The sequence below is a fragment of the Fervidicoccus fontis Kam940 genome (genome assembly GCF_000258425.1).
GTDB lineage: Archaea > Thermoproteota > Thermoprotei_A > Sulfolobales > Fervidicoccaceae > Fervidicoccus > Fervidicoccus fontis.
Map to the genome: position 1 here is coordinate 135,299 of NC_017461.1, position 16,190 is coordinate 151,488.

The window sequence follows — 16,190 nt, forward strand, 5'->3', positions numbered from 1 at the left end:
CAAGGGGCAAGAGAGAGTAGCTGAAATGCTGTTCAGCACAAAAGAATGGAAGAATGTTAGAATCATCAAGGTGAATTCAGACTCTTATCTTTCTTTTTTTTAATAAAAAGGTAAATAAATGCTTGAATTAAATTTTTAAATGAACCATATTCTGTTAAAAGGGTAAGAGCGAAATGGCGAATCTTCCACTAAGTATAAATGATAAATATTTGTACAACCGGATACTTCTTGCTTTAAGGGAATCTCTTGATGACGAGCTGGGTCCGTCTTCTCAAGACAGGCTTTTCTTGATCTCTGAGCCTCCTGAAAATGTAGATGCTGATCTGTCTTACCCTCTTGTTAGAGAAATAAGGCAGATGAAGAGAGGCATTGAAGATTATACTAAAGAGCTGAGCAGAAAACTTACCGAAGCTTCTGGAGTAAAAATCGACGCTACATACACTTCAGGGTACTTGAATTTAAAGTTTAACAGAGTGGAGTTTGCAAAAAAATTCTTTGAGGAATTTTTTAGAGATCTAGATAACTACGGCGGTGGTCAGGCAGTTAAAAAATTGAACATTGTCGTTGAACACACGAGCGCAAATCCACTTCACCCACTGCACATAGGGCATGCCAGAAATTCCTGCTTGGGCGATACTATAAGCAGGTTGCTAAAATTCTACGGAATGAACATTGAGAGAAGGTTCTACATAGATGATATGGGCAGACAGATGGCTTTGCTTATATATGGGATATTAAAGCTTAATGAAGATGGTGATTGGAAGAGATTTTTGAATGAGGAAAAAATCGATCATAGGATAGGGGAAATATATGCTGCCACAAATATACTTGTTGAAATTAACGAGTTAAAGAAGAAGATTAAAAGTGCTAGCGAGGACGATTACCAAGCTTTAATTGCTCAGCAGGATGAGCTGGTTGCAGAAAGCGCGAGGATAAGGGATAGATCGCCGGAGATTTTTGATGTGCTTGCAGAAAAAATTATGAAAGACGAAGATCCTGAAAAGGAGATTTCTCAACTTTCTCTGAGATATGAGCAGCACGATGAAAATGTAGTGAAAATATTCAGAGAAGTTATAGAGCTTGTGATAGGAGGCTTTAAAGAGACTCTGGGTAAGCTTGGGATAGAGTTTGATAAATGGGATTATGAAAGCGACCTTGTTTGGAGCGGTCTTGTTGATGAAATTTTAAGGAAAGCTAGAGAATCCCAAGTCTTCACTATATATAAAGGAGCAGAGGCTTTAAGCTACGAGACCATTCTGAACGATAGCTTAAAGGAAAAGCTGTTCATACCAAAAGAGATGGATATTCCTCCTCTGATTTTGAAAAGGAGCGATGGAACTACCCTATATACTACGAGGGATATCGCCTACTCTATTAAAAAGTTCAAGGAGTTCAATGCAGATTACGTTATAAACGTAATAGCAAAGGAGCAGACCCTTCCGCAGGCGCAGCTCAGGCTAGCTCTCTACTCTTTGGGATATAGAGAGTACGCAGAAAGGCTTATTCATTACTCATATGAGATGGTAAATCTCCCTGGATACAAAATGAGTGGAAGAAGAGGAAGGTTTGTTAGCCTAGATGAGCTAATTGAGATGTCTGAAAACGCAGCAAAGCAGGAGCTTTTGAAGAGGAAGGGGCAGGTTGCTGAAGACGTCGAACAAGTGTACAAAGCTGTAGGCAGGAGCGCTGTTAGGTACTCGCTTGTAAGCATTTCTTCGGAGAAGCCTCTCGTACTTAAGCTGAATGATGTAATAAACTTTGAGAAGAATACCGCTCCATATGTTCAATATACCTATGCAAGAGCTTTCAGCCTATTGGCAAAGGCCGGAAGCTATGAAAGGCCCACGGAATTTGATATCATAGAGAAAGACGATCAGACATATAAGCTGATAAGATCTCTCTCAAAATTCCCATGGGTGATTCACAAATCTACAACTGAACTGAAGCCTGAGCTCATTGTGGCATATTTAGGCGATATCTCTCAGAAATTCAACAGCTGGTATGACAACGTCCCGGTTCTTGGTGAAAAGGATGAAAGGTACAGGGCTCTAAAAATTGCCACAGTAAATGCCGTGAAGAGCATTATTGGATCAGCTCTCAATATAGTTGGAGTTGTGACATTAGAGAAAATGTAAATCAAAATTTTCTTCACTTTTTAAACTATCGGCTTTTTTGCTTCATAGCAGACAAATGATCCGTTTTCATTAAAAGAAGGCTCTTCTGGAACTGGACTCGAATTAGGAGGGTAGTGAAGCACGCTGCCAAATTTTTCCAGAATGAAGCCTGCATTGCTGATCATTTCCTTAATCTCTTTCTTTGTGAAGAATACGGCTTCCTTATAGAAGAAAGTCTCTTCTTTCTTCTTCTTTTCTTCGTAAAAAGATCCCCATTGTGAATCAAGCGGGACGACACATGTGACCAGTTTTCCCTCTGGCTTTAATATTCTAAAAGCTTCCAGAAGAGTCCTGTTAGGGTCCTCTACGAAGCATAGTGTGACGATTAGGTAGGCTGTATTGAAACTCTCATCTCTAAGCGGGAGATATTCAGCAGTCGCCCTAATTACTTCAATCCCTTTTTCTGCTGAGATTTTAAGAGATGAGACAGAAGGATCTATACCAAATTCGACATTTAATGGTTTAGCGAATCTCCCTGTACCTACTCCAATTTCTAAACAAGGGCTTATGCACGGAAATCTTTTAGCGAGATCAACCTCGCTTTTATATATTTTTTGTTGTTTATCAAACCATGAGTCATATTCTTTCGTTCGCTCATCAAAAATTTTAAAAGTGATCCTTTTTCCTTTGTTATTCAATTTAATCAACCAGGAAAAATTAACACTTTTACATTTAAAAAACAAACTCTATATCCATTCCTGCAATTTCCTACAAAACGTTTTTTATTATGTTATGATAATTTTAAATTGTTAATTTCGAATTTTAGGTGTTTTGCTTGATAAGGGATTTCATTGATAAAAAGCCAGTCGTAATGAATTGGGCTGATTCTCTGCTTGCAGTTTCTAGGGAAATGCTGAAGAGGAATAGGAATCATTCAATAATAGTGGATGACAGCGGAAGGGCATGGGGGGTTGTGAGCATAAGGGATATTGCAAAGGCCATTTTTGTAGAAGGTGAAGAAGGAATAGAAATACTTGAATCTGGAAGGCTTGGGAAAATACTGGAAAGTCCTATAAAATACTACGCATCATCTCCAATCATCTCCCTTAATATTGAGAGCTCCCTGGACGACGTCATCGATCTTTTGGTGAACAAAAATATAGGCTTTGTCCCAGTTATAGAAAATAACGAGATCATGGGTGCAATTGATGAGAGAAATTTACTAAAAGCGATCCCAGAGCATATAGACTTGAGCCCGTGCGAAGTTCCAGCTCCAGAGCCGCAGTCTGTCGATTTCGATGAAGAGATACTGGTTGCTGTAGGGCTTATGCTGAGCACTGGAGTGAAGCAGCTTCTAGTGATGAAGGGGGAAGAAATATACGGCATGACATCATTATTGAAAATACTTTACTACGTGCTTTCTGAGCATTCAGTCGATCTCCTCCTTAAAGGTAGCAGAAAGCCAGTTGAGGAGATGGTTGCGTATGTTTCAGAAAATCCATGGCAGATTGATTGTACCTATTCTCTGAAGGAAGCTGCGTCTTTAATCTACTTTGAAAGGCTTGGAGCTGTATTGGTAAGAATTAATGGAAGCGTAAAAATCATAAGCGATAGGGATTTATTGAAAGTTCTGCTTTTTAACTACTGAACCTAAAAATTTTAAACTGTTTGTTAAAAATTTTAGATTAGCATAAAATCAATACATATTAAAAAGGGAAATTTAGAAATTTTTGATATATGTAGGTGTCACAGAATGGAGATTTTGTTCATTGGAACAGGAGCTGGAGGTAGTCCAGGCTCAAATAGATGGAGGGCTTCGTCTGTAGTTTTCAGTGAAGAGACAGCTCTCTTAATCGACTGCGGAGTGGGATGCCATTACAGGCTCGGTGAAAGAGGCTTGCTAAAGGAAATTGATGCAATATTCATAACTCACTACCATATGGATCATTTTTTGGGATTACCGGAGCTTTTATTCCAAGCCCATATTGAAAAAAGGAGCAAGCCACTTAAAATAATTGGTCCCAATGGAATAGAGAGCATGATAAGAACAGCTGCACCCCACCTCTTTTCAAACATAAGCTTCTCCTTTTCAGTTGAAACAGTTAAAGTACATGAAACCTATAAATTAAATGACCTCACTTTGATTCCAGCACCCGCATGTCATACTATTGAAAGCTACGGGTTGAAGATCCTCGATAAGAGGGGGAACTCATTAGGATTTTCTTCAGATACATCCGAACCATGTGAATCTTTGATTTCCGTATTAAAGGGGGTAAAATACCTTGTTCATGAGGCGACTTGTGATGAGAGAAACAAAGATTTATGTCATAAATATGGACATTCCACTGTTTTAGAAGCAATTGAAGCGGCAAAAGCAATTGGAGCTGAAAAGCTGATTTTAAATCATATAGATGAAAACTTCAATAACTTGAATAGCAGTTATCAAATTTTACCAAAATCGTTAAACGGCAAAGTAATATTTGCAAATGACCTTGATAGGATCATACTCTCTTAATTCTTCGATCGTTAGGGATAAATCCTAACTTCTTACACTACAAAAACTTCTCTACTTCTCAGAGTATAGTATCCTCATTTTTTAGAAAAAGTATTACCCTTGATTTTTATGAAGGTAGCTTCATGCTAAAATAACTGGGCTTTTATCATTTTAAATTTTATTTGGATTTGCAAATTGAAGATAAGAAAATTTAAAACAGATTATAACAAATTTTAACTTAAAAATAGGTGATCTTATTTATGGGTAAAAAGAGAGCTATATCCACAATTGCAATCATAGGAATTGTAATTGTCATTGCCGTTATAGGGATTGTAGCCTATTACGCGATGGAAAACAGGGGAGGAACCTCCCCAACAACAACCACCACAACTACTTCTGGCTTGAATGGATCTCTTACAGTGCTTGTGCCAAGCGGAGATCCTACTCTTCTACCATACGTGCAGATGGTCGCGAATGACTTTATGTCGAAAAACCCTGGAGTTACTATCCAGGTTCAACCTGTTCCATTCGGACAGTTGGTCTCTACAGCTTTAACATCTCTCAGAAACCAGAATCCTTCTCCTGATTTAATTATATATTATCCTTCACAAGCGTCAACATTAGGACCATACCTCCTTGATGTGAGGCCCTACTTTACGAAAGGGGTATTTAATTTAAGCGATATACCGCCATCCACACTCCTTCCGGCATACCTTCTAGATTCACAAGGAGGAGTTGTTAAGATATCAGGAGTGCCGTTCCAGCAGGTATTCGGTTATGTGCTCATTTATCAAAAGAGCATATTCGAAAATCAGACACTAGCAAATGAGTTCAAATCCAAATATGGCTTTGACTTTGATCCTACGAAGTGGGATACTTGGGACAAGCTTATAGATGGTGCCCAATTCATTCAATCTCAAAACATAACCAAATACGCCCTTCTATTCCCTGATGGATTGACTCAGTCGATATTCAATGGGTATGTTTCAATATTCTACACATATGCGATAAACGATCCGTGCACTCAAGTTCCGCAATCAAGTCAGCAGGGAATCCCTGTTCAGGGATACTGGGCGTTTTTCAAGCTCGTCAACAAAACGATCGTGCCTACAATAAATTGCACCGCTGGTGTTCAGGCACTTGAAACATATAAGCAATTGATCCAGTTCCAGCCTCCAATTGACCAGCAGGCAATGGAATACGATCAGCTCAGAGACCTGTTCTTAACTGGAGATTATGCGATGGTTGCGGCTTGGACGAGCTTCATACCAATTTACAACAACGCATCTCTCTCTAAGGTAGCAGGGAACATCGGGATTGCGCCACTTCCAAGCGTTGCAACAGGTCAGGCACCAACATTTATAGGAATCAATCCGAACTCAAAGAACCCAGACCTAGCTGCGGACTTCATTGCATTTATGACGACGGCTCAAGAATATAAGAAGGGAGCTGAATTATATGGTTTCATGCCGGCTACGTTTTCCGGTATGGAGGTTGCAGCAACCGTTAACAATACTGCATGGGTTGCAAACTTCATACCTTTGCTGAAGAACATGACCATACCGAACCTTCAGAGAATGGCCCTCGTAAACTACATTAGCAACTTCTTTACAGATTTGAGACCAATATTCATTAATACTGTCGCCGACTACTTTAGAGGAAAAATAAGCGCGCAGGACGCAGTGAATTACATAGAGCAACAGTGGATAAACCTTATGAAAGTTTCCTCATAAACTTTTTTTTGGTGTAGTTCATGAGGAAAATAGACAAATATATTTTTTTAATTTCACTTCCAGCCATAGCTTATATTCTCATATTTACAATTTATCCTATAGTAAGTAACTTCATCTTAAGCTTATATACTCAGGATCCTCTCGGAAGATTGATATATACAGGTCTTGAAAACTATTTCTGGTTTAAAAAGGATCCATATCTTTCCAGGATCATAGTGAATACGCTTTTATACATGTTTGCAACCCCGATTATTGACATAATCTTCGCGATTCCCTTAGCTGTTGCACTGAAAAGGGTAGGGAGCAAGTGGCTGTTCCTCATAATGCTTCCTGCATTTATTCCTCCTGTCACAGCTGCAAGCATGTGGTACCTCATGATAAATCCGTTCTTTGGAGTAGCATATTACCTCACAAAAACCAACTTAGCTTCATCAATTTGGACCGTTGTGCTTATAGATGTGTGGAGAAGCCTTCCGATGGCTACGCTTATAATTTATTCCGGATTGGTTTCAATACCAAAAGAAATACAGCATGCTGCCAGCTCTGATGGTCTTGCAGGTGCAAAGAGATTCTTTATGATAGATCTTCCTCTCATCTCGCCTCAAATACTTACGGCTTTTGTCCTTATGATGATAACTGGACTCTTTACATTTGACCCAATTTATATAGGCACATCTCAAGCTGGGCCGAGGATTCTGGACAATTTAGCATATTACGCCTTTGACCAGTTTTACTCCGGTGTTCCTGGATATGCAGCTGCCATAATTGTTCTCATGTCGCTACTATCAACAGCTCTCGCTATTATCTACATAAAAACTTTAGGATCTCAGAAGTTCATGAGGCTGTCCGTTCCGGACTTTATACCAAACTCTGAAGCTCCCCTCTGGTTGCATAAGCTTATTGTTGCTATTTACCTAGCCTTCTTCCTCATACCGATGTACTGGATTATAAATATAGCACTGAAGACACCTATTGAGCTTATAAGCATCCCTCCCTTACTATATCCGAGGTCAGTAACGTTTGCCAACTTCGATCTCATGTTTACTCAAGGTTTGCCCTATATAATAACTACACTTGCAGTGGCTTCTATAAATACTCTTATAACCCTCTTTCTCGTTTCCCCATTGGCGTATTCGATGGCATCTCATAAATTTGGCGGTAGCAAGTTGCTTATCTACATCCTCTACCTCAACGCTACTCCTACGCTTATATACATAATCCCAATTTTCGCATTTTTAAAAATACTAGGTATAATTAATACGTGGTGGGCCTTAATACTGACATATCCAATAATGACGATCCCAATAACGACGTGGATAATGTATAATTATTATTTAAAATTTCCAAAGCAGATCGAAGAAGCTGCTCAGATGGATGGTATGAACAGGCTTAAGGTATTCTACAAAATGGTTCTGCCATTGAGCAGAAGCGGTCTCAGCGTTGCGGCCATCTATGCATTTTTGTATAGCTGGGGAGCGCTCATCTTTCCTCTAGCTTTTACCTATTCGCCATATGATCTCAGTAAGCCTTTAAGCTTTTCAGGGGCTCAGACCTTTTCAATATTCATAGGACTCCTCATGAGTCCTGTTTCTATGAGCTATGGGGGTGTAGCTGCGGCCGGAGTCATAAGTTCAATCCCGTCTCTGGTGCTCCTCTACTTCGGTAGGAATAACCTTGAAAAAATTTGGGGCTCAAGTGGTGGAAAAATATGACACTAAGGCTTGAAAATTTGAGAAAGAGATATGGTCAGTTTGAGCTTAGGATAGAGGAATATACTTTCAAAGAAAAAAGCTACAATGTAGTTTTAGGCTCTTCTGGATCTGGAAAGACTACCACCCTCAGGCTCATTGCAGGATTGGAACTCCCAGATGAGGGGAAGATAATACTAGATGGTGTCGACATAACAAATGTTCCAGCATGGAAAAGAGATATAGGGCTCGTATTTCAGAACTATGCTCTTTACCCTCATTTAACTGCGTATGAAAATATTTCCGTTCCGCTTAAAATAAAAAAGCTAGACAGAAAGACAATAGATGAGAAAGTTAAGAATGTCGCTGAGATACTCGGGATCTCCAGCGAGCTTCATAAGTATCCTCATCAGCTTTCTGGTGGACAGCAACAGAGGGTCGCAATTGCAAGAGCCCTAGTTAAGGAGCCAAAAATACTTCTCCTCGACGAGCCTTTGAGTAATTTAGATGCGAGGCTAAGACTTGAGGTCAGGGTATTTCTAAAGGAATTGCAAAGGAAGCTGAACATGACTGTAATACATGTAACACATGATCAGGAAGAGGCTATGGCAATAGCTGATAATATAGTAATACTGAATTCCGGCAAAATCGTTCAAGACGGCAGTCCCGCTGAAATCTACAGGAAACCTAAGAACACATTTATTTTTACCTTTATTGGACTGAGCAACTTGCTTCCTGCGTCGTTTTTTGGTATAGATGATGCTGACCTTGTTGGGTTTAGGCCAGAAGATGCTGAAATTGTAAACACCGATGGAGACATCAGCGGATTAGTTGAAGAAATTCAGTACTTAGGTGCTTACAAGCTATTGGAGATTTCAATTGATGAAAAACACAGCGTGATTGTGAGGGTTTTGCCTAGTGAAGAAATTTCTGAAGGACAAAAAGTTGGGATATCGATCCCAAGAGATTTAATGCTTAAGTTTAAAAATGAGGAGAGAGTCCCTCAATGAGAAATTTCAAATTAATTTCGATAACTCACACAGATCTAGACGGAGTAGGCTCTTCATCCCTATACATAAGAAATACAAAGCCTGAAAGCTATAAAGTTATATTCGTTGAGCCTTACCAGCTTTTAAAGGCGGTTAAGAGCATAGCAAAATCTGATGAAAGTTTCGATGAACTGGTTATTACCGATATAGGTCCGAATGCCTCAACTATTAAAGAAGTAGAAAGAGCGTTGGAAAAAATATCGAGGGAAAAAGGAGCTAGAATAAGATGGTTTGACCATCACATATGGAATAATGAGTGGAAGGATGATCTCATCAAGCAAGGTGTAGATCTGAGAGTTGACGAAAATCACTGCGCTACTGAGGTTGTTTATAGAAATTTGAACACCGATGATATTTTTTCTTATATGCTTTCCAAATCTGTGTGCTCAGCAGATTTATGGATATTTAACGACTGGGCTGCACCTTTTTTGGTTAGATTTGTAGGCAATGGCAGAGGAAAAAAATGGCTCGAATACGTTCATAGCATATTTGTAAAGTCCCCGAGCTTCGAAACGCTAATTGAAGCATCAAAAAATAAAGCCGTAGAAGTGTTTGACAGGGAAATTGAGCTCATGGGATTTTATAGAGAAAAAGCGGAAGATATCAATATAGAAGGGATCAAACTGACATTTGTATTTAAAAGTCATAACGATCTGAGCACAAGCATGCTTGCTCAGTATCTTATGTCTGTAAGAAATTCAGATATCGTAGTTGTGGTGGATAAGAGAGGGAAATATGAATTTAGGTCGAAAAAGTGCAACGTTAGAGAAATAGCTTTCAAGCTGGGAGGTGGCGGGCATCCGGAAGCTTCAGGAGCTCCTTTTCCCAATTTTCTTACACTACTTATGAAAATGAAGCTCTATGGGCTTGCTGTTGATTTGGCAAAAAAGAAGCTCTTAAATACTGTAAAAGAAGTTTCATGCATCCCCTTTAACGTTATTAAGAAAGAGATTTAAATTTTTTATCCTGTTCATTACGTAATATCGTTCTTTTAGAAATAATAAAGATCAGATAGATAAAACCCTGGAGCTATTTTTCAATTAAAGAAGCATGGGAAACCTAATATACGCAGAAAAATAGCAGAAGCTAACGGGCCCGCGGGGATTTGAACCCCGGACCACCAGCTTAGGAGGCTGGCGCCCTATCCTGGCTAGGCTACGGGCCCTTCAAATATTTTGTTTATACAAATTACTTTAAAAAACCTTTTCATGTACTTAAAACTTCTTCAATTATATTGGTTTAAAATTCAAGCGCAATCTCTCTTTCTATTTTGCTTCTTATGCTCTTTATAACTTTATAAACGGATATCGGCTCTTCACAGATAATCCTTATCTTAAATCCTATCTTCTGTTGCTCATCGAGCCATTGAATGCTCGAAAAGTGCGGCTGTGCAAACAAGACGCATCCTTCTTCTGTCAAGCCTGTTATCGTTCCGCCCACGTGTGTCTTCTCTCTGAGAATGCTGGAAATAGCGTCCGAGAGAGAGGTTAAATAACCAGCTTCAGGCACTCTTACAAATAAAGAAATATCTATTGTTCCCATATTACATTCCTTATCTTTTTTACTATTAAAATATTATTCATCTTTTCAATAATATTTTTTAACATGCCATTAGAGAGATCTTACAACTGAAAGCCTCGCCCTTTAGGCGGGGAGGAGGTCAGAGAGGAGTAAGGACTTGGACAAATTAGAATTAGTCAAAATTCTTCTTCAGCTGATTCCTCCTGGAAAAGTTACAAGCTACAGTGAGCTCTCAAAGATAACTGGCTGGTCACCGAGATCAGTTGGAAAAATATTATCAAAGAACGATGAGCCCATCTTGGTTCCCTGCCATAGAGTTGTAATGAAAAACGGCAATCTGGGAGGTTATTCTGCTTTTAGCGGTAAAGAATTTAAAAGAAGGCTTTTGGAACTAGAAGGAGTTGAATTTTGCAGTAATGGAAAGATAAAAAGAAGTAATTTTTATAAACTTTCAGAGATCCTTTGAGCTCAGCTTTTCAATGATTTTTTTCGCTAAGAGTTCAAGAGATCTGTCAATTTCGCTCCCGCTTGCAAGCTCATAAATAGGAACGCCCTTATCCTGGGACTCTCTGATCCTTTCATCTAAAGGAATTTTTCCTAAAGCCTCAATCCCGTGATCCCTTGCAATCTCCTCGATGTAGCTTTTTCCAAAAACTTCGATTTTACTGCCATCATCGCAAGTGTAATGACTCATGTTTTCAACGATCCCTAGTATGGGAATCTCCATTTTCTTGAGAAAGACCACTGCCTTTCTAACAACTCCTTCAGATAGCTTTCCGGGAGATGAGACGATGATTGCATATTTTGGTGAAGGTACATATTGAGAAATTGTAATAGCCTCATCACCAGTACCTGGAGGCATGTCGAATATTAGGAAGTCGAGATCCTCCCATCGAGTCAAAGCGAGGGTTTGAAGTATGAACTTCGTTCTTAAAGCGCCCTGCCAAATTAGAGGAGAGTCCTTTTCTTTTAGCATTAACTCAAGACTCATTACCTGTATACCTTTAATGTTTGCAGGAATAAGCTCTCCAGAGCTTTCTTCCATATATATTTCGGCATCGGAATTCCCGAGAACGAATGGTATTACGGATCCCGTCTCATCAGCATCATATACCCCAACCTTATAGCCCATTTTTGAAAGATACATAGCTATAGATGCAGCTATAAAGGTCTTTCCGACACCACCTTTGCCGCTGAAGATCATTATCCTGTTTTTTATTTTTTCAAACTTTTTCTGCATCATGCTTATGTACTGATCTATCTCTTCGGCTGCCTTTTTCGGATTAGTAGTAGTGCTCCCTGCCTTCATTTCCCTAATTCTCAGATCATTTTTTCCGCTTCTGCTTTCTGACATGCTATACACCCTTTCTACTGTATATAGTTAACAATTGAGGTTTTATAAAGAATACATATGTAATGCTTTCAAATGCAGATCTCATGCAATTGGAGTAAAGGTTATTGCTGAAAGTACTAAAAGCAGCGTAAAAGTCTGTATGAAGAAATTCAGAGCTTTTCCTTTATTTCCAGGGATTTTCAACGAAATGATTTCGCTTATTATCCTCCCTCCATCAGTGATAAAAATAGGCGCCGCATTTATTATCGCGAGGCTGAAGTTTATAACATACATAAATGTGAAAAATTCCAGCATGGGAAAATAAACACTATCCGGAAGTGATTGTATGCCTTTTGCCTGCTCGATTGTGATTCCAATCTTACTTACATTCGAGGGCTTGTAGACAAGCAACCAGCTGAGGTTTTCAGAGCTTGGAGATCTATATGTAATATTGAACCAAACCCCACTGTTGGTGTAGTTCTCGATTATCGGCCCTATATCATATGGAGAGCCTATTTTTGTACCGTTTATTTCCAGTATCGTGTAACCCGGCTTTATTCCATAAATTTGTGCTGGAGATCCACTTTCCACAGAAACCACTGTCGCTCCGACAGCATTTACTGTCATGAGTAAAATTAGAATTAGAAAGATGAACGCTATTATCAGGTTAGATGAAGGCCCAGCAGAGAGTATTTTAATCTTATCTTTAAAAGATGCTTTTTTGAACGCCTCTTCGTCCGGCTCCACAAATGCGGCCGGTATAAATACTGCAAGTATGAATCCTACGTTTTTAACGGGGATATGTGCTACCCTTGATGCAAACGCATGAGAAAGCTCATGGATTAGGGCAGCTATTCCTATAGAAATAAGTATGTAGATAATAGCGGTTCCTTTTATTGTTATCCCAGGTATAATTGGAACGAGACCACCTGAGCTGTATCCTGAAAACCTTAAAGCTACAGCTTCGATCATGTAGTAATAGAACATGAAGAGCGATATGAACGTGAGAATTACTGAAGCGTATATTAATCCTCTCAGAAACTTGTTTTTTTCATATTTATCCAAAAAGGAGAGAGCAGAAGGCTTTTTAAAAATTATAAAAAAGGGGGAAACTTCCAATCCTTTAAATTTTTTCCTTAAAGCATACCCAATGGCGAGTGCTATGACCCAATAAGTAACGATCGCGACAACCGTTAAAACTACATCATTCAACGATCATCACACATAAAAAAATCAAAAAAGGCATATATAACTTTAGCTTAATTCTTTTACCTTTTCGACGAAGTCAACTTCGTAAGGAAGTCCCACAAATGCAACTTCTCCATTTATTGCTATTACAGGCACGCTCATCACATTGTATTTGTCAGCGATGTCAGGGTTCTCATAAGCTTCTACTGTATCTGCAATTACGGATTTGTTTCCTGATTTGTATGATTCGAAAGCGATCATGTTTGCAAGCAGCGCTGCATATGGACAGTATGGGCATGATGGAGTAATTATAACTTCAATATACACCTTTCTGTTTATGCTTTTGATGGTTTGCTTGCTGCTTTCTTCAAGACCTGAATCGTTCTGACTAATTCTGATAATTGTCTCTACTAAGCTCCTTATCTCCTCTCCTGAAGGTATACCAGTATATCTTATCCTTCCCTCAACTAATGTTACAGTAGGCGTTCTTGATATTCCATACTGCTTAAATTTCTCTACATCCTTTTCTTTATCATATACAACAAAATCAAACAGCTTTTTTCCGTTTACGCTAGGACTTTTTTCCCTGAAATAACTTAAAAGCTTTATCGTTTCCTGACAGTAGTAGCAGCTTTCTTTAACAAAAATCTCTGCAATCACTGGAGATGCCATATCTCTAAGCGCCTCTTCGAGAGCCTCTAATGTTTCTTCGTCAAGCTCTCCTCCAGGCACCATTGGGTGCTCTTCATTAAATTCGGATGTCTCTTCTTCTGAACTCATGATTATTCACCTAAAAAATGACATAATCACTCTTTCGTTTGAAGGATTAAAAGGTTAACGTAAAGATCTTTTTTTGCACATTAGAAATGTCATATTTAATCCGAGAGCCTCCTCTATCTTAGTATGATGTTTGAATATTCCTAAGGTATTATTTTTTAAAGCCCGATGATAAGATATGAGTATGGTAAGGGAGTCAGTTCATTTTAGCACTTGATCCTCGAATACTCTTTCTTTTAAGGTCAGCGTCTTACCTTTTTAATCCTGTTTCTTGAATTTCAAAATTTTTAATTTAAAATATCTGGAGATCAGATTATACAACATGTCCATATCAACAAATTGAAGGTTTTTAATCATGAAGCTGTACTCAAAAAAAGGCGATGAGGGAAGCACGTTCTGCATGAAGTATCTAGAAATGGTTCCTAAGAATCATCCGTTTGTTGAATTCGTCGGAGAGCTTGATGAGGCTGAAGCTTCCTTAGGGCTAGCTAGTAGCTTGATTCCAGATGAGCTTAAGGAAATAAAAAGCGAGGTTGATTGGATCCAAACCCTTTTGTTCAGGATAGGTTTTACTATCGCTGGTAAGGACTGCATCAGCGAAGAAGACTTAAAAGTACTTGAGAGCATAGCAGATAAATATTCAATTTATGCAAAGCCTCTATTTTTGCTCAACGGTGGGCATCCCGCTGCAGCAGCCGTATCGCTATCTAGGGCAATAGTCAGGAGAGTTGAAAGAAGACTTATAGATTTAATTTCAAGAAAGGAGGTCATAAACAAAGAAAAGCTGGTCCTTTCCATTTTGAATAGAGCGAGTAGCGCTTTGTATGGAATACAATTAGCCATAAACGGCAAATTGGGATATGAGACCAAAAGGATAGAGTGTGGAAGCTCAAAGCTCGTATAAAAATTCCGGAATTTCTACGATTTTTTTCCCAGAAATTACCTGATCAATGCTGTGTATTACTCCTCCATAGTTTAAGAGCTCCCTTTCAACTTCTTTCAGATCAATATCTCTGCCCTCTATCACTATTAAGATTGACTCCGTTTCTACATCAATCTCTTTGACAGTTATGTTTACACCTTCAACTCCCCTCACTCTTTCTAAAACTAGCGAGAGCTCATCAATGCCTATTCCTTTGATTGGAATGAGAACATCCAGAACGGCCCTTAAAATGCCCATATCTTATTATCACCGGCCTATTCCAAAATTATATTTGATTTGTTATCTTTATCTTTTTTTCTATATATTGCGGCTCGCTATTTTCCTTCCATATCAACCTCAAAGTAATCGAACTAGAATTAGGAGGCAACTTAAGCACCAGCTCCCTCTTTGCTGAGCTTTTTGGCTGTATGCTTTCTAAGTCAATTTTTGATACGAGAATACCTGAAGAAAATGCAACCAGCATCGGTGCTTCGAGCGGACTTTCAGAATTATTGAAGACGTCTACATTTACGATTACACCGCTTTCATTTCTTCCCCTTATCTCCGCCTCCAAATCTATGCTCCGCTGTTTCTTGCTTGCAGAGTTCACTATCAAATTTGTAATTAATATGAAACTCTTGCTCTTTCCGCCGACATCAATTCCATCATTCTTAAAACTTAAAGTAAATATGGGCTCCTTGTCAAAGGGAATTTGATAATCATCGCAATTTTTTGAAATCTCTAAGCGCTTAACGTATCTCTCATTAACCCTTATCTCTAAATACTGAGGAACTTTCTGCGCAAATATGTTAAAGTGAATGTTATTTTGCCTCAATTCATTGCTTTTTACGGATATCTTCTTTATTTCCTGGCTCTTTATAATAGCCCCTCCAGTATAATACTTTATCCAGTTAGTCGTATCCGAATTATCTTCAATTAGCTTTATAATCGTCGCATGGGTCAAAAACACAGGTGTCGAGGATATAACTGTAAGCTTATGGAACCTCCTCTTCGCCTCTCTATTTACAAGCGGGGTGATGTCTATCACCGTAGCTCCATATGTATTTTCTCCAATAGGTAATATAAAATTCGGCTTAAATTGTTTTGATACAGAAATACCATCGAACCAGATCCTCCACTTAACGCTTTCCTGCTTGTCAAAAATTGCTCCTATTTCAAGCAGTGATAAAGTAGCTTTAGAATTGTTCTTCACTTTGTGAAAATAGACTGACTGCTTAGAAGGTCTATACAGACCGCCAATGCTTTCGCCTATTACTACCGATTCGCTAAGAGCCTCACCGCTGAACTTTTTTTCCAATAGTGCTGTTAAAGTGCTATCATCCAAAATAATGTCACCCTTTCAATAATTCT

The 16,190-nt window shown here is 38.8% G+C and carries 16 protein-coding genes and 1 tRNA gene; 9 read left to right on the top strand and 8 right to left on the bottom strand.

Features of this window, described 5'->3' with window-relative positions; translation table 11 throughout:
- Positions 1–173 precede the first annotated feature (173 nt).
- Entirely contained in the window at positions 174–2,135 is a 1,962-nt protein-coding gene (locus tag FFONT_RS00710; RefSeq protein ID WP_014557289.1) for an arginine--tRNA ligase, read from the top strand.
- 20 nt (positions 2,136–2,155) lie between these two features.
- Here the strand turns inward: FFONT_RS00710 and FFONT_RS00715 are convergent, their stop codons facing one another.
- On the bottom strand, positions 2,156–2,812 hold the full coding sequence (locus FFONT_RS00715) for a class I SAM-dependent methyltransferase (RefSeq protein WP_158308276.1): 657 nt from the start codon (positions 2,810–2,812) through the stop codon (positions 2,156–2,158).
- 137 nt (positions 2,813–2,949) lie between these two features.
- Here FFONT_RS00715 and FFONT_RS00720 point away from each other — a divergent pair, with 137 nt between their 5' ends.
- The 6 genes from FFONT_RS00720 (at position 2,950) to FFONT_RS00745 (ending at position 10,034) form a co-directional block, all read left to right on the top strand.
- Entirely contained in the window at positions 2,950–3,762 is an 813-nt protein-coding gene (locus FFONT_RS00720; RefSeq protein WP_148683454.1) for a CBS domain-containing protein, read from the top strand.
- Positions 3,763–3,867: 105 nt separating this feature from the next.
- Positions 3,868–4,629, top strand: a complete 762-nt coding sequence (locus FFONT_RS00725; RefSeq protein WP_014557292.1) for an MBL fold metallo-hydrolase — start codon at positions 3,868–3,870, stop codon at positions 4,627–4,629.
- Positions 4,630–4,868: 239 nt separating this feature from the next.
- Positions 4,869–6,341 (top strand): ABC transporter substrate-binding protein, encoded by a 1,473-nt coding sequence (locus tag FFONT_RS00730; protein WP_014557293.1) that lies wholly within the window; start codon positions 4,869–4,871, stop codon positions 6,339–6,341.
- Positions 6,342–6,361: 20 nt separating this feature from the next.
- On the top strand, positions 6,362–8,053 hold the full coding sequence (locus FFONT_RS00735; protein WP_014557294.1) for an ABC transporter permease: 1,692 nt from the start codon (positions 6,362–6,364) through the stop codon (positions 8,051–8,053).
- Positions 8,050–9,039, top strand: a complete 990-nt coding sequence (locus tag FFONT_RS00740; RefSeq protein ID WP_014557295.1) for an ABC transporter ATP-binding protein — start codon at positions 8,050–8,052, stop codon at positions 9,037–9,039. Before FFONT_RS00735 ends, FFONT_RS00740 begins: the two co-directional genes overlap by 4 nt.
- A complete protein-coding gene (locus FFONT_RS00745; protein WP_014557296.1) occupies positions 9,036–10,034 on the top strand; it encodes a DHH family phosphoesterase in 999 nt (332 codons plus the stop codon). The genes FFONT_RS00740 and FFONT_RS00745 overlap by 4 nt, the downstream gene beginning before the upstream one ends.
- 134 nt (positions 10,035–10,168) lie before the next feature.
- Here the strand turns inward: FFONT_RS00745 and FFONT_RS00750 are convergent.
- Positions 10,169–10,243, bottom strand: a tRNA-Arg gene (locus FFONT_RS00750).
- 74 nt (positions 10,244–10,317) lie between these two features.
- Entirely contained in the window at positions 10,318–10,620 is a 303-nt protein-coding gene (locus tag FFONT_RS00755) for a hypothetical protein (RefSeq protein ID WP_014557297.1), read from the bottom strand.
- Positions 10,621–10,756: 136 nt separating this feature from the next.
- On the opposite strand from FFONT_RS00755, the gene FFONT_RS00760 reads away from it, so the two are divergent.
- Positions 10,757–11,065 carry an MGMT family protein gene (locus FFONT_RS00760; RefSeq protein ID WP_014557298.1) on the top strand — a complete coding sequence of 103 codons (309 nt, stop codon included), beginning with the start codon at positions 10,757–10,759 and terminating at the stop codon, positions 11,063–11,065.
- On the opposite strand, the gene FFONT_RS00765 is transcribed toward FFONT_RS00760, so the two are convergent.
- The 3 genes from FFONT_RS00765 to pdo form a co-directional block, all read right to left on the bottom strand.
- On the bottom strand, positions 11,051–11,953 hold the full coding sequence (locus FFONT_RS00765) for an Mrp/NBP35 family ATP-binding protein (protein ID WP_014557299.1): 903 nt from the start codon (positions 11,951–11,953) through the stop codon (positions 11,051–11,053). The two genes, FFONT_RS00760 and FFONT_RS00765, sit on opposite strands and share 15 nt — an antisense overlap.
- Before the next feature lie 81 nt (positions 11,954–12,034).
- Positions 12,035–13,144, bottom strand: coding sequence for a site-2 protease family protein (locus FFONT_RS00770; protein ID WP_014557300.1), 1,110 nt, complete (start codon positions 13,142–13,144; stop codon positions 12,035–12,037).
- Positions 13,145–13,186: 42 nt separating this feature from the next.
- The gene (gene pdo / locus FFONT_RS00775) at positions 13,187–13,900 is read right to left on the bottom strand and encodes a protein disulfide oxidoreductase (protein ID WP_014557301.1); all 714 of its coding nucleotides are present in this window, start codon (positions 13,898–13,900) and stop codon (positions 13,187–13,189) included.
- A gap of 352 nt (positions 13,901–14,252) precedes the next feature.
- On the opposite strand from pdo, the gene FFONT_RS00780 reads away from it, so the two are divergent.
- Entirely contained in the window at positions 14,253–14,801 is a 549-nt protein-coding gene (locus tag FFONT_RS00780) for an ATP:cob(I)alamin adenosyltransferase (RefSeq protein ID WP_014557302.1), read from the top strand.
- Here the strand turns inward: FFONT_RS00780 and FFONT_RS00785 are convergent.
- The gene (locus FFONT_RS00785; RefSeq protein ID WP_014557303.1) at positions 14,787–15,077 is read right to left on the bottom strand and encodes a DUF211 domain-containing protein; all 291 of its coding nucleotides are present in this window, start codon (positions 15,075–15,077) and stop codon (positions 14,787–14,789) included. The genes FFONT_RS00780 and FFONT_RS00785 overlap by 15 nt on opposite strands.
- A gap of 28 nt (positions 15,078–15,105) precedes the next feature.
- Entirely contained in the window at positions 15,106–16,164 is a 1,059-nt protein-coding gene (locus FFONT_RS00790) for a hypothetical protein (protein ID WP_014557304.1), read from the bottom strand.
- Positions 16,165–16,190 lie beyond the last annotated feature (26 nt).

What these genes read in the sequence shown, in the direction of transcription:
- FFONT_RS00765 (WP_014557299.1), bottom strand. Translation starts at nt 11,953, where the DNA reads ATGTCAGAAAGCAGAAGCGGAAAAAATGATCTGAGAATTAGGGAAATG.
- FFONT_RS00785 (WP_014557303.1), bottom strand. Translation starts at nt 15,077, where the DNA reads ATGGGCATTTTAAGGGCCGTTCTGGATGTTCTCATTCCAATCAAAGGA.
- FFONT_RS00780 (WP_014557302.1), top strand. Translation starts at nt 14,253, where the DNA reads ATGAAGCTGTACTCAAAAAAAGGCGATGAGGGAAGCACGTTCTGCATG.
- FFONT_RS00735 (WP_014557294.1), top strand. Translation starts at nt 6,362, where the DNA reads ATGAGGAAAATAGACAAATATATTTTTTTAATTTCACTTCCAGCCATA.
- pdo (WP_014557301.1), bottom strand. Translation starts at nt 13,900, where the DNA reads ATGAGTTCAGAAGAAGAGACATCCGAATTTAATGAAGAGCACCCAATG.
- FFONT_RS00740 (WP_014557295.1), top strand. Translation starts at nt 8,050, where the DNA reads ATGACACTAAGGCTTGAAAATTTGAGAAAGAGATATGGTCAGTTTGAG.
- FFONT_RS00745 (WP_014557296.1), top strand. Translation starts at nt 9,036, where the DNA reads ATGAGAAATTTCAAATTAATTTCGATAACTCACACAGATCTAGACGGA.
- FFONT_RS00725 (WP_014557292.1), top strand. Translation starts at nt 3,868, where the DNA reads ATGGAGATTTTGTTCATTGGAACAGGAGCTGGAGGTAGTCCAGGCTCA.
- FFONT_RS00755 (WP_014557297.1), bottom strand. Translation starts at nt 10,620, where the DNA reads ATGGGAACAATAGATATTTCTTTATTTGTAAGAGTGCCTGAAGCTGGT.
- FFONT_RS00730 (WP_014557293.1), top strand. Translation starts at nt 4,869, where the DNA reads ATGGGTAAAAAGAGAGCTATATCCACAATTGCAATCATAGGAATTGTA.
- FFONT_RS00710 (WP_014557289.1), top strand. Translation starts at nt 174, where the DNA reads ATGGCGAATCTTCCACTAAGTATAAATGATAAATATTTGTACAACCGG.